Here is a 12,652-nt window from a genome sequence, read left to right as displayed (position 1 = left end):
TCCGCCGCCCCGCGGAGGGGCGGCGGACCCGGGGTGCTGCTACTTGACGTAGATGCCGAGCGCCGACTGCTCGCCCGTGATGGGGTCGAACTTGACCCCGCCGAGGCCGGAGCCGTACAGGCCGAAGTACGTCTGGTAGAACTCGGGCACGATCGCGGCCTGGTCCATGATCTGCCGGTCGATCGCGGCCCACGCCTTGCCCGCCTCGGTGGCGTCGGCGATCGCGTTGGCCTTGTCGATGGCGTCGTTGATCTCGGGCAGGTTGAGGTGCGTGTAGTTCGGCGCGTTGTCCGCGATCAGGCGGCCGTCGTACTGCGGCTGGATCGCGGTCGAGCCGGTCGGCCAGTCGGCCGCCCAGCCGCCCCAGTAGATGTCGTACTTGTTGTCCACCGGGCCGATGGCGTCATAGTAGGTGCCCGCGTTCAGCGGCTTGCCCACCACCTTGAAGCCGGCCTTGCCGAGCGCCTCCTTGATGGCGACGGTGACCTTCTCCTGGACCGGCGTCTGGTTGTAGGCGTAGACCACGGTCGGGTTCGGGTCGCCCGACTTGGCGAGCAGCGCCTTGGCCGCCTCGGGGTCGCCCTCGGGCTTGGCCAGCTTGTTGTACAGGTCGAACGCCTCGTAGCCGAGCACCGTCGGGCTCATCACCGTCGTGGCGATCTTACCGATGGAGATCTCGCCGCCCTGGAGCTGCTGGATCTGCTTGGACGGCCAGGCCGTGATGATGGCCTTGCGGACGTTGACGTCGGTGATCCGCTTGGTGTTGATGTTGTAGAAGGTCGTGAACGGCGTCAGGCCCTGCAGCGACCGCTTCATCAGCTCGGAGTCGTTCAGCACCTCCTGGGTGCGCTCGGGCGCGACCGGGTTGTGGAAGGTGAACGCCTGCTTGTCGTTGCCGGTGTCGGCCATGAAGCGCTCGGTGGTCTGCTGGGACTGGAGACCGAACTCCATGTGGAACTTGTCCGGGTACGCGTGCCGGATGGGGTCGGTCTTCGGGTCCCAGTTCTCGTTGCGCTCCAGGTCCAGCGACTTGTCCGTGATGTGGCTCACGATCTTGTAGGGACCCGAGGAGAACGGCTGCTTGTCGTACTTCTGCTTCGTGTCCTGCGCCTTGGGCACGGCGCCGTAGCCGGTCATGGCCACGGTGAAGTTGAAGTCCGGGTGCTCCGCGTTGAGGTGGAAGACCACCGTCTTGTCGTCCGGAGTCTCGATCGTGTCGAGCTCCTTGCCGTCGTAGGGGCCCTTGTACTGGTCGCGGAACGGCTTCTTCGCGTCCGGCACCAGCCAGGTCTCGGCGTAGTCCGGGCCCTCGGTGATGAAGTCGGCGAACAGGCGCTCGAAGCTGTACTTGATGTCAGCGGAGGTGATCGGCGTGCCGTCCTGCCACTTCAGGCCGTCCTTGAGCGTGAACTTCCACGTCTTGCCGCCGTCGGTGGTGGTGCCGGTGTCGGTGGCCAGGTCGCCGACGAGCTTGATGTTGCCCGCGTCGTCCTCCTTGTAGTTCGTGAGCTGCCGGGTGAACAGCGACGAAACCGAGGAGTTGTAGTTCAGGTAGACCCGGCCCGGGTCGAGGTGGCTGAAGTCGTCACGGTCGATCATGTAGGCCGTGCCGCCGGGCTTGGCGCCGGCCACCTCGGGGGCGGGGCCGGTGGAGTCGGCCGCGGTCCCGACCGAGATGGCGCTGACGGCCTTGTTCTCCAGCGGCTTCTGGGAGGCGCCCCCCGCGCTCTGGGGCGCTCCGCCCCCTCCGCCCTTGGCGCAGCCGGCCAGGGCCAGCGCGCCCGCCGCGAGCACGGCCGTCATCGAGGCGATCCGCCTGCTGTGCGATCTCATGTGGTCCTTCCTATGGGGGAGAGCGCGTGTGGTCAGCGCTTTGTCTTGGGGTCGAAGGCGTCGCGGATGGAGTCCCCGAGCAGGTTGAAGGCGACGACGAAGATCAGCATCGACACGCCGGGGAACAGGAGGTAGGTCACGTCGGAGTGGTAGACGTTCGCGCCCACCTGGAACATCCGGCCCCAGTCGGGGGTGGGTTCGGTCATGCCGACGCCGAGGAAGCCCAGGCCCGCCTCCGCGCCGACGTACAGCGGGAGCGCGAGTGTGGCCTGGATGATGATCGGCGTCCAGAGATTGGGCAGCAGCTCCTTGAAGATCACCCGTGCCGGCGACGCACCGGTGACGCGGGCGGCCTCAACGAACTCACGAGCCCGCAGCGACAGCACCTGGGAGCGCAGCAGGCGGGCGATCGTGGCCCAGCCGAGGACGGTGAGGACGACGCAGATGGACACGTATCGCAGCCAGACCGGCGTCTCCTCCTCGGGCAGCACGAACGCCGCCTCGACCACGGGGAGGAAGACGATCAGGAAGAGCTGCGAGGGGAAGGCGAGCAACGTGTCGATGACCCGCCCGATCACGTAGTCGGTCTTGCCGCCGATGTAGCCCGAGGTGATGCCCATCGTGATGCCGACGATCGTGGACACGACGGTCACGATCATCGCGATGCTCAGCGAGGTGCGGATGCCGTACACGAGCTGCGTGAACACGTCGCGGCCCAGGCCCGGCTCAAGGCCGAACCAGAAGTCGCCGCTCACGCCGCCGTTGGGCGCGATCGGGTAGCCGAAATCGTTGAGCAGACCCGGCTGGTTCTGGCCGTAGGTCGTGTACGGATCCTTGCCGTACAGCGCCGCGATCACGGGAGCCAGCAGCGCGATCAGGAAGAAGGCGATCACGATGATCGCCGAGGCCATGCCCGTCTTGTCGCGCCGGAAACGGCGCCACATGAGCTGGCCGGGCGAGCGGCCGACGACGGCGGGACCGGAACCGGCCGTGGCCGCGGTGTCCGCGGACTCCGCGGCGGCGTCGGTCGCGGTCGAAGGGGGGAACGTCATGGTGCGGTGCTCCCGGATGGACCATTAACGATCGGAAGAGATCCGACTATAGGGAACCCTGGCAACTAATTTTGCAGGGGTCAATCACTTGAGGCGGGCAGTTCGCCACTTGCTTGCTTCGTTGTGCAAAGTAAATCACCTTGTGTCCTGCGACTGCATTGACCTCGGTATACGTGGCAGGGAACACTACTTATTACACAAATGCTTTTGTGTCACAGCTTTGTGACACAACCCGCACACGCCTGAGACCAAACCGGATCGGGAAACCCGTGTGCCGCAGATCACCACAATCCCGCCCTACGGCCACGAGTCGGGCGCGGCTACACTGACGGGTAGCAGAGCAGCGTGCTCCGGGGTCGGTGTAATTCCGAACCGGCGGTGACACCCCTGTCTTCAGGGGTGACAGTCCGCGACCCGGCCGAAGCCATCGGCCGGTGGACCTGGTGAGATTCCAGGACCGACGGTGAAAGTCCGGATGGGAGGAAGCGCGCGAGCGGGTGGCCGTGGTGCCGCCGGACGGCCGTGTGGCCGCGCCGGCAGCGAGGCCGTCCGTGCAGGTGATGCGAGGCCGCATCCCGAACGATCCCCGGGGCCCGCCGTAGACAACGGCGAGAGGAAGACCGGGGTGACCTCAGGGGACATCCTTCACATGCGGCGCGCGATCGCGCTCGCCGCCCGGGGCCTGGGCGGCACCAGCCCCAATCCCGTCGTCGGCTGTGTGATCCTCGACCCGTCGGGCGAGGTCGCGGGGGAGGGCTTCCACGCCTACGCCGGCGGCCCGCACGCCGAGGTCGTGGCGCTGCGCGAGGCCGGCGAGCGAGCCAGGGGCGGCACGGCCTACGTGACGCTGGAGCCGTGCAACCACACCGGCAGGACCGGCCCCTGCTCCGGCGCCCTCCTGGAGGCGGGCGTGGCTCGGGTCGTCGTCGCCGTCTCCGATCCCAACCCGAAGGCCGCGGGCGGCGCGGCGGTCCTGCGGCGGCACGGCGTCGTGGTGGACGAGGGCGTGCTGGCCGCCGAGGCCGAGGAGGTCAACGCCGCCTGGCTGACCTCCGTGCGAGCCCGCAGGCCGTATGTGACCTGGAAATTCGCCGCCACCGTCGACGGCCGCTCGGCGGCCGAGGACGGCACGAGCCAGTGGATCACCTCGCCCGAGGCCAGGGCCGACGTGCACCGCCTGCGGGCCGAGAGCGACGCCGTCGTCGCGGGAATCGGCACCGTGCTGGCCGACGACCCCCGGCTGACCGTCCGGCTGACCGCCGGGCTCACCGCCGGGCTCACCGCCGGCGCTCCCGCCCCCTCACGCGCGGCGCCCGTGCTGCGTGTGGTCGTGGATTCGGGCGCCCGCACCCCGGCCGCCGCCCGTGTTCTGGACGGCGAGGCGCCGACGCTGGTCGCCGTGGCCGAGGACGCGGCCGTGCCCGCTCACCTGTCCCCCCACGCCGTACGGCTCCCGCGCGTCCCCGGCGGGATCGACCTGCGCGCCCTCCTGGCCGAGCTGCACGACAGGCAGGTCGTGAGCGTGCTGATCGAAGGCGGGCCCACCCTCGCCGGCGCCTTCCTCCGTGAGGGCCTGGTCGACCGGGTCGTCGGCTACCTCGCCCCGGCGCTGCTGGGGGCGGGGGCGGCCGCGCTCGGCCCCGCGGGCGTCTCGACGATCACCGAGATCCACCGGCTGGAGTTCGCCGAAGTCACCCCCGTCGGGCCGGACCTCAAGCTGGTCCTGCGTCCGAAGTCCCCTGTGCCGTCAACCCCGATGTCGTCAAACCCCGTGTCGTCAAACCCTGTGCCGCCACACGCTGCGTCATCACACCCTGTGTCGTCACCCCCTGTGTCCTCCACCCCCGGGTCTCCCGCCCCTGTGCCTTCGGAGTCCTCCGGCCCGCAGTCCCCTAAGGAGAGCTGAATGTTCACCGGAATCGTCGAGGAGCTCGGCGAGGTCGTGGCACTCGAGGCGCAGGGCGACTCCGCGCGCCTCACGGTGCGCGGCGCGGTCGTCACGGCCGACGCCGGGCACGGCGACTCGATCGCCGTCAACGGCGTCTGCCTCACTGTCGCCGGCGCCGAGGCGGACTCCTTCACCGCCGACGTGATGAAGGAGACCCTCGACCGGTCCTCGCTCGGGGCCCTGCGCCCCGGCTCACGGGTCAACCTGGAGCGCGCCGTACGGGCCGACCAGCGGCTCGGAGGGCACATCGTGCAGGGCCACGTCGACGGGACCGGGCAGGTGCTGTCCCGCGAGCCCGGGGAGCACTGGGAGGTCGTGCGGTTCTCGCTGCCCGCGAACCTCGCCCGGTACGTCGTGGAGAAGGGCTCGATCGCGGTGGACGGCGTCAGCCTCACCGTGGCCGGCGTGACGGACGACTCCTTGTCCGTCAGCCTGATCCCCACCACCCTCGAACTCACCACGCTCGGCCGCAAGCAGCCGGGCGAGCCGGTCAACCTCGAGGTCGACGTGATCGCGAAGTACGTCGAGAAGCTCACCGCGGCGACCGCCAGGGGAGCCTCGGCATGAGCGAGCGTAGCGAGCGAATCAACAGGCACAGCGTCTGGCGCATGCCACTCCGAGCCGAAGGCGAGGAGGTGGCATGAGCTGGACCGACGCGGCGGCCTTCTACGCGTTCGGCAAGCCCGTGCTCTGGACCGACCTGGTGGGCAACGTGTGCGCGCTGGGCACGGTCTGGCTCGCGATCAGGAGGACGATCTGGACCTGGCCGGTGCAGTTACTCGGGTCGGCGCTGCTGTTCGTGGCGTCCGTCAGCGCGCACATCACCGGCAACGCGCTCAAGCAGGCGCTGTTCGGCATCCTGGCGATCTACGGCTGGGTGAGGTGGACGCGCGGCATGCGCGGCGGCGCGGAGCTGCCGATCCGCTCGGCGCGCGTCCGGGAGCGCGTGGCGCTCGTCAGCGTCATGATCGCCGGGACGGTCGCGGTCGCGCTGCTGTTCGTCCTCCTCAACTCCCGGGGCTGGAAGATCTCCTGGGCGCCGTGGCCCGACGCGTACATCTTCGTCGGCAGCGCGGTCGCCACCTGGGCGCAGGGCAGAGCCCTGGTCGACTTCTGGATCATCTGGGTCGCCGTGGACCTCGTGGGGGTTCCGCTGGCGTTCAACTCCGGGCTCGTGGTTTCCGGCCTGGTCTACGGAGTGTTCTTCGTGATGGTGTTGATCGGGTTCCGCGGCTGGCTGCGGCAGTCGCGCGAGTTGCGGGCGGTGACCGCGTGAGTGACATCAGGCTGGACCCGATCGAGCGGGCCGTCAACGACATCAGGGACGGCAGACCCGTCGTGGTGGTGGACAACGAGAACCGCGAGAACGAGGGCGACCTCATCTTCGCGGCGTCGAAGGCCACGCCCGAGCTGGTCGCCTTCATGATCCGCTACACGAGCGGCGTCATCTGCGTGGGCACGGAGGGGGCCACGCTCGACCGGCTCGGCCTGCCGCTGATGGTGCAGGACAACCGCGAGCGCCTGCGCACCGCGTACACGATCAGCGTGGACGCCAGGGACGGCGTGACGACGGGCATCTCCGCCGCCGACCGGGCCAAGACGATCAGGACGCTGTGCGACTCGGCCACCGAGCCGTACGAGCTGGTCCGGCCGGGCCACATCTTCCCGCTGCGCTACCGCGAGGGCGGCGTGCTGGCCCGGCCGGGGCACACCGAGGCGTCGGTGGACCTCGCCAGGCTCGCCGGGCTGACCCCGGCCGGCGCGCTCGCCGAGATCGTCAACGACGACGGCACGATGGCGCGGCTGCCCCGCCTGCGCGAGTTCGCCGACGAGCACGACCTCGCGCTCGTGTCGATCGAGCAGCTCATCGAGCACCGCCGCAGGTCCGAGCGGATGGTCACCCGGGTCGCCGAGACGCGCATCCCCAACCGCTACGGCGTCTGGCGGGCATACGGCTACGCCAGCGCGCTCGACGGCGGCGAGCACGTCGCGCTGGTGTACGGCGACATCGACGACGGCGAGAACGTGCTCGTCCGGGCGCACTCGGAATGCCTCACCGGCGACGTGCTCGGCTCCCTGCGCTGCGACTGCGGCGTGCAGCTCGACACCGCGATGCGCATGATCGCCGAGAAGGGGCGCGGCGTGATCGTGTACCTGCGCGGCCATGAGGGGCGGGGTATCGGCCTGCTGGCCAAGCTGCGCGCCTACAGCCTGCAGGACAACGGCAGCGACACCGTCGACGCCAACCTGGAGCTGGGGCTGCCGGTGGACGCCAGGGAGTTCTCCAACGCCGGGCAGATGCTCGCCGACCTCGGCGTGAAGTCGGTGCGGCTGCTGACCAACAACCCGGCCAAGGTGCGGGGCATGGACGGGTACGGCATCAAGGTCCTGGGCCGCGAGGCCATGCCGGTGGCGATGAACCCGTACAACGAGAGGTATCTCACCGCCAAGCGCGACCGGCTCGGCCACGAGATCTCGGGCGGCGTCCCCCGCGACATCCACGGCGAGCACTTCGGCAAGGAGGCCTCATGAACGGGCGCATCAGCACTTCGGGTGGTCATACGAGGAGGAACGCATGAGCGGTGAGGGACGGCCGGACGCGGCGGCGGTGGACGCGGGCGGGCTGACCGTCGGCATCGTCGCCGCCCGGTGGCACGAGGAGATCACCGACCAGTTGCTCGTGAGGGCGGAGCGGGCCGCGCGGGACAGCGGCGCGGCCGTGGTCACGGCCCGAGTGGCCGGGTCGCTGGAGATCCCGGTGGTCGCGCAGGCTCTGGCCCGGCGCTACGACGCCGTCGTCGCGCTCGGCGTGGTGATCCGGGGGGACACGGCCCACTTCGACTACGTCTGCGACTCGGTGACCGCCGGTCTGACCAGGGTCGCGCTCGACGAGTCGACCCCGGTGGGCAACGGGGTGCTCACCTGTGACACCCTTGATCAAGCGGTCGAGCGGTCCGGCGTGCCGGGCAGCAAGGAGGACAAGGGGTATGAGGCGACGATCGCCGCCCTGGAGACCGCCCTCCTCCTTCGCGGCCTCGCCTCGCCGGCCGGCCTCGCCCGATCCTCCTAGCCGCAGCCCTCGCATCCGCGGCCCACGTAGCCACGGCCCTGGTAGCCAAGGTCCTGGTAGCCACGGCCCTGGTAGCCACGGTCCTCGCATCCGCGGCCCACGCACACGCAGTCCTCGCATCCGCAGCGCCGAGCCGGGAAGACTTGATTGGTGATCTCGCAGTATCCGCCCGCGGCCTCGCGGGCCGGGCACGCCGTACGCCGCCGCGCCGTGTCCACTCGCGGGGGCCGTCATGCCTGAGAACACGCCTCCGCTGCCGGTCACCTGGCGTCCCCGCGTCACGACGATCATGGCGTACGGCATGGCGGCGGTGATGGTGATCGGCTCGGTCCTGCTGGCCGTCGGCCTGCCGGAGCAGTTCAAGCTCCCCGACCGGCTGGGCATGGTCGCCTTCGGCCTGGCGGTGGCGTGCGTGCTGCACCTGCTCGGCCGCCTGCGGGTGCGGGCGGACGAGCAGGGGGTCACGGTCGTGAACCCCCTGCGGGTCCACCGCTTCGAGTGGGCCGAGGTGCTGGACGTCACCATGGTGGAGGGCGACCCCTGGCCCAAGCTGGACCTCGCCAACGGGCTCAGCCTGGGCGCGATGGGTATCCAGAGCACCGAGCGGGAACGATCGCGACGGGCGGTGGCCCAGCTCACCGCCCTCATCCGCGAGCACGGCGAGGCCCCCGACCGCCTGTGACGCGGCGGGGGCGGCCGGGGCGGCACGGGTGGCCAGGGCGGCACGGCACCGAGATGGCACCGATGCGGCTCCGAGATGGCACCGACGCGGCACCGACGCGGCACCGACGCGGCACCGACGCGGTGCGCGTGGGCGCCCCGGTGCGCCGTCAGGCGCTCAGCCGTACCGGATCGCCGGCGCCGAGCAGGCCCCGCCGGCGCAGCTCGGGCAGCACGCCCTCACCGAACCAGAAGGCCTCCTCCAGGTGCGGGTATCCGGACAGGACGAACTCCTCCACGCCGAGTGAGGCGTACTCCTCGACGAGGTCGGCGACCTCCGCGTGGCTGCCGACGAGCGCGGTGCCCGCGCCGCCCCTCACCAGGCCGACCCCCGCCCACAGCCCGGGGTGGATCTCCAGGTCCCTGACTCTGCCGCCGTTGCGGCCGCCGTTGAGGTTCCCGTTGCGGCTCCCGTGGAAGCCCTCGTGGAGCGCGAGCATCCGCTGCTGCCCCACCGACTCGCTGCGGGCCAGGACGGCCCGCGCCGACGCGATGTCCTCGGGGGAGATCTGGTCGAGCAGCCGCCCGGCCTCCGCCCACGCCTCCTTGGAGGTGTCCCTCGTGATCACGTGCAGGCGGATGCCGAAGCGCAGCGTGCGGCCCTCGGCGGCGGCCAGCTCCCGCATCCAGTCGAGCTTGGCCGCGACCTGGGACGGCGGCTCGCCCCAGGTGAGATAGACGTCCACGTGCCGGGCGGCGACCGGGCCCGCGGCGGCCGAGGAGCCGCCGAAGTACAGCTCGGGCACGGGGTCGGGCCGCTCGGCGACCGTCGCCCCCTCGACGTCGTAGTAGGCGCCGGTGAAGTCGAACGGCCCGTCCCACGCGCCGCGCACGATCGACAGGAACTCGGCGGTCCGCGCGTACCGCTCGTCCTTGCCCAGGTGGTCGCCGAACCGCCGCTGCTCGGCCGCCTCCCCGCCGGTCACCACGTTCAGCAGCAGCCGGCCGCCGGAGATCCGCTGGTAGGTGGCGGCCATCTGCGCCGCGAGCGTGGGGGACAGCACCCCGGGACGGAACGCGACCAGGAACTTCAGCCGGGTCGTCACCTGGGTCAGCGCGGCGGTGACGAGCCAGGCGTCCTCGCAGTAGGTGCCCGTGGGGGTGAGCACGGCCTCGAACCCCACCTGCTCGGCCGCGCGGGCCACCTGGGCGAGGTAGTCGATCGTGGGCGGCCGGAACGCGGTGGCCGGAGACTGCCCGTGCGCGCGGCGCAGGCCGTGCCCGCCGCCGGTTATCGCTCTGCCGTCGCCCGAGGTGGGCAGGAACCAGTGGAATTTCATTGCTGCGCCTTCCTGACGACGTCGTTGAAGCGGTCGTCCACGAACTGGGAGAACGTGATGGTGCCCGGCACGAGGCCCTCGGCGGTGAACGCGTCGGCGATCTCCTGTTCCGAGGAGACGACCGACTCGTCGATCACGACGGGGGTGGCGACGGCGTTGGCCACGGCCGCGTCCGCCACCTCGATCGGCAGGCCGGTCTCCTGCGCCCACACCTGCGCCCACTCGTCCAGGTGGGTGGCGGCCCAGTTGCGCGCCTTTCCCAGCCGGGTGAGGAAGTCGCCGATCGCGCTTCGCCTGCCCGCGTCGTCGAGCGCGGCGGGAGCGGCGACCTGGAAGCCCAGGCCGTTGACGAGGCCCGCGCCGTCGACCAAGAGCCGGGCCTTGTGCTGGATCTCGGCCTGGGAGGTGAAGGGGTCCCAGATGGCCCAGGCGTCGACGGTGCCGGACGAGAACGCCGCCAGGGCGTCGGCGGGCTGGAGATACTGCGGCTGGATGTCCTTGAAGGTCAGGCCCTCCTTCTTCAGGACCGCCAGCAGGTGGTAGTGGGCCGAGCTGCCCTTGGCGACCGCGATCTTCTTACCCTTGAGCTGGGCGGGCGAGGTGATCGCGGACCCGCCGGGGACGAGGATCGCCGATCCCTTGGCGCTCTGCCGGTACGCCGCCACGATCTTGATCTTCGAGCCGGACGCGGCGGCGAAGACGGGCGGGGTGTTGCCCACGCCGCCGATGTCGACCGCGCCCGCGTTGACCGCCTCCAGCAGCGGCGGCCCGGAGGTGAACTGCGACCACGTGATCGCGTAGGAGGTGCCGTCGAGCAGCCCGGCGGCCTTGAGTAAAGCCTGCGACCCGGCCTTCTGGTCGCCGACCCGGAGAGTGACGCGGTCCGTGGCCTGTCCGTCCTTCCCCCCGGACGCGCCCTGTCCCGTCCCGGCGCAGGCCGTGGCGGCGGACGCCAGGGCGATCAGCAGCGCGACGAGCGCTCTCCTGGTCATGCGGGTCCTTCCGGGGTGACGCCCAGCGCGGACAGCAGGGCCGCGCGCAGGGTGAGCAGGTCGGGGTGGTCGCGGTGCCGGGGGCGCGGCGCGGTGACGGTCCACTCGTGTGCGACGCGTCCGCCGTCGAGCACCAGGATCCGGTCGGCCAGCAGCAGCGCCTCGTCCACGTCGTGGGTCACCAGCAGCACGGCCGGGCCGTGCGCCGCCCACAGGTCGAGCACCAGGCGGTGCACGGTGATCCGGGTCAGCGCGTCGAGCGCGCTGAACGGCTCGTCGAGCAGCAGCAGTCCCGGGTCGCGGACGAGCGCGCGGGCCAGGCTCGCCCGCTGCGCCTCGCCGCCGGACAGCGTCAGCGGCCAGGCCCGCGCCCGGTCGGCCAGGCCCACCTCGGCCAGCGCCGCGTCCGCCCGGCCGGCCGGGTCGGGTGCGGCCAGGCCGAGCGTGAGGTTGTCGCGCACCCGCTTCCACGGCACCAGCCGGGGCTCCTGGAAGGCCACGGCCACCGAGCCGTCCACCTCCAGGCCGCCCTCGACCTCCTCGTCCAGGCCGGCGAGCGCGCGCAGCAGCGTGGACTTGCCCGAGCCGCTGCGGCCGAGGAGCGCGACGAACTCGCCGCGCGAGATCGTCAGGTCGAGGCCGTCGAGCACCGTACGGTCGCCGAAGCGCCGGGTGAGCCCGCGCACGGTGGCCAGTGCGGCCTCCGCCGGCGGTACGGCGCCCGGGGCGTGCGCGCCCACCGGGACATCCACGGGGACATCCACGGGGACGCTCACCGGGACAGGAACTCGCGCCGCCATACCAGCGCCCTCCTTTCCAGGAGCCGGACCAGGGCGTCGGTGAGCAGGCCGAGCGCGCTGTAGACGAGCAGGCCGACCACGATCACGTCGGTGCGCAGGAACTCCCGCGCATCGTTGATCATGTAGCCGAGGCCGGCGTCGGCGTTGACCTGCTCGGCCACGATCAGCGCCAGCCAGGCCACCCCGAGGCTCTGCCGCAGCCCGACGAGCGTCTGGGGGAGCGCGCCGGGCAGCACGATGTGCCGCACGAGCGCGGTCCGCCCGAGCCTGAGCGTCCGGGCGACCTCGGCGAGCTTGCCGTCCACGCCGCGGATGCCCGCGAACGTGTTGAGATAGAGCGGGAAGGAGACGGCGAGCGCCACCAGCAGCACCTTGGGCGTCTCCCCGATGCCGAACCAGAGGATGAACAGCGGGATCAGCCCGAAGAAGGGCAGTGCCCTGAGCATCTGCATGAGCGGGTCGACGGCGTTCTCGCCGGGCCGGCTCAGCCCGGCGACCAGCGCGAGGCCGACGCCCGCGACCGCTCCGGCGGCGAAGCCGAGGAGCACCCGTTCGAGGGACACCGCGATCGCCGTGGGCAGCGTTCCCGAGCGCACCAGGTCGAGCGCGGTCACGGCGATCTGCGACGGGGCGGCGAGCAGCCGGGCGGGCAGCAGCCCGAGCGCGCTGGCGAGCTGCCACAGCAGCACGACGGCGAGCGGGCTGACCCACCGGTGCCACCCCCTCCGCGGGCCGCGGGCCCCGGCGGAGCGGAGCTGCGGCCGGGGACGCGGCCGGGGATCCGCCCGGAGCGCGCCTCCCAACTCGCCTCCTAACTCGCCTCTCAACTCGCTACGGAGTTCGACGACGGACATGGACACACCTCGCAGTCGATGACGAAGGATTCGCCACCAGGGTTACCTGTATTTCCTACCAAGTCAATAGGTTTACGGGGCGGGCTCGTCGTACGGGGCCGGC

The 12,652-nt window shown here is 71.2% G+C and carries 12 protein-coding genes and 1 riboswitch; of the genes, 6 read left to right on the top strand and 6 right to left on the bottom strand.

What is annotated here, in order from left to right; translation table 11 throughout:
- Positions 1-39 precede the first annotated feature (39 nt).
- Both ACGFIB_RS01760 and ACGFIB_RS01755 read right to left on the bottom strand, forming a co-directional pair.
- Positions 40-1,833 (bottom strand): ABC transporter substrate-binding protein, encoded by a 1,794-nt coding sequence (locus ACGFIB_RS01760; protein ID WP_142568539.1) that lies wholly within the window; start codon positions 1,831-1,833, stop codon positions 40-42.
- A gap of 32 nt (positions 1,834-1,865) precedes the next feature.
- On the bottom strand, positions 1,866-2,885 hold the full coding sequence (locus ACGFIB_RS01755; RefSeq protein ID WP_142568541.1) for an ABC transporter permease: 1,020 nt from the start codon (positions 2,883-2,885) through the stop codon (positions 1,866-1,868).
- 341 nt (positions 2,886-3,226) lie between these two features.
- Positions 3,227-3,378: riboswitch (FMN riboswitch) on the top strand.
- A gap of 132 nt (positions 3,379-3,510) precedes the next feature.
- Here ACGFIB_RS01755 and ribD point away from each other — a divergent pair.
- The 6 genes from ribD to ACGFIB_RS01725 all read left to right on the top strand — a co-directional run bounded on the left by ribD (position 3,511) and on the right by ACGFIB_RS01725 (position 8,585).
- The gene (ribD, locus tag ACGFIB_RS01750; protein WP_393367824.1) at positions 3,511-4,791 is read left to right on the top strand and encodes a bifunctional diaminohydroxyphosphoribosylaminopyrimidine deaminase/5-amino-6-(5-phosphoribosylamino)uracil reductase RibD; all 1,281 of its coding nucleotides are present in this window, start codon (positions 3,511-3,513) and stop codon (positions 4,789-4,791) included.
- Positions 4,792-5,400: a riboflavin synthase gene (locus ACGFIB_RS01745; RefSeq protein WP_142568543.1), complete on the top strand. Its 609-nt coding sequence runs from the start codon at positions 4,792-4,794 to the stop codon at positions 5,398-5,400.
- A 73-nt stretch (positions 5,401-5,473) separates the two neighbouring features.
- A complete protein-coding gene (locus tag ACGFIB_RS01740; RefSeq protein WP_393327443.1) occupies positions 5,474-6,109 on the top strand; it encodes a nicotinamide mononucleotide transporter family protein in 636 nt (211 codons plus the stop codon).
- Positions 6,106-7,365 (top strand): bifunctional 3,4-dihydroxy-2-butanone-4-phosphate synthase/GTP cyclohydrolase II, encoded by a 1,260-nt coding sequence (locus tag ACGFIB_RS01735; RefSeq protein ID WP_357240091.1) that lies wholly within the window; start codon positions 6,106-6,108, stop codon positions 7,363-7,365. Before ACGFIB_RS01740 ends, ACGFIB_RS01735 begins: the two co-directional genes overlap by 4 nt.
- A 43-nt stretch (positions 7,366-7,408) precedes the next feature.
- Positions 7,409-7,903 (top strand): 6,7-dimethyl-8-ribityllumazine synthase, encoded by a 495-nt coding sequence (ribH, locus tag ACGFIB_RS01730; RefSeq protein WP_393367821.1) that lies wholly within the window; start codon positions 7,409-7,411, stop codon positions 7,901-7,903.
- A 232-nt stretch (positions 7,904-8,135) separates the two neighbouring features.
- Entirely contained in the window at positions 8,136-8,585 is a 450-nt protein-coding gene (locus ACGFIB_RS01725) for a PH domain-containing protein (protein WP_393367819.1), read from the top strand.
- 148 nt (positions 8,586-8,733) lie between these two features.
- Here ACGFIB_RS01725 and ACGFIB_RS01720 read toward each other — a convergent pair whose 3' ends face one another.
- The 4 genes from ACGFIB_RS01720 to ACGFIB_RS01705 are packed head-to-tail and all read right to left on the bottom strand — an operon-like array spanning position 8,734 to position 12,498.
- Positions 8,734-9,903 carry an LLM class flavin-dependent oxidoreductase gene (locus ACGFIB_RS01720; RefSeq protein ID WP_393367817.1) on the bottom strand — a complete coding sequence of 390 codons (1,170 nt, stop codon included), beginning with the start codon at positions 9,901-9,903 and terminating at the stop codon, positions 8,734-8,736.
- Positions 9,900-10,895 (bottom strand): ABC transporter substrate-binding protein, encoded by a 996-nt coding sequence (locus ACGFIB_RS01715; RefSeq protein ID WP_393367815.1) that lies wholly within the window; start codon positions 10,893-10,895, stop codon positions 9,900-9,902. The genes ACGFIB_RS01720 and ACGFIB_RS01715 overlap by 4 nt, the downstream gene beginning before the upstream one ends.
- The gene (locus ACGFIB_RS01710) at positions 10,892-11,647 is read right to left on the bottom strand and encodes an ABC transporter ATP-binding protein (protein ID WP_393367813.1); all 756 of its coding nucleotides are present in this window, start codon (positions 11,645-11,647) and stop codon (positions 10,892-10,894) included. Before ACGFIB_RS01710 ends, ACGFIB_RS01715 begins: the two co-directional genes overlap by 4 nt.
- Before the next feature lie 20 nt (positions 11,648-11,667).
- Positions 11,668-12,498 carry an ABC transporter permease gene (locus ACGFIB_RS01705; RefSeq protein WP_357240103.1) on the bottom strand — a complete coding sequence of 277 codons (831 nt, stop codon included), beginning with the start codon at positions 12,496-12,498 and terminating at the stop codon, positions 11,668-11,670.
- Positions 12,499-12,652 lie beyond the last annotated feature (154 nt).

The sequence above is a fragment of the Microbispora bryophytorum genome, assembly GCF_043197435.1.
In the GTDB taxonomy this organism is placed as follows: domain Bacteria; phylum Actinomycetota; class Actinomycetes; order Streptosporangiales; family Streptosporangiaceae; genus Microbispora; species Microbispora bryophytorum.
Note: the sequence above shows the minus strand (reverse complement) of the source record. Positions and strands in the feature narration are given on the sequence as shown.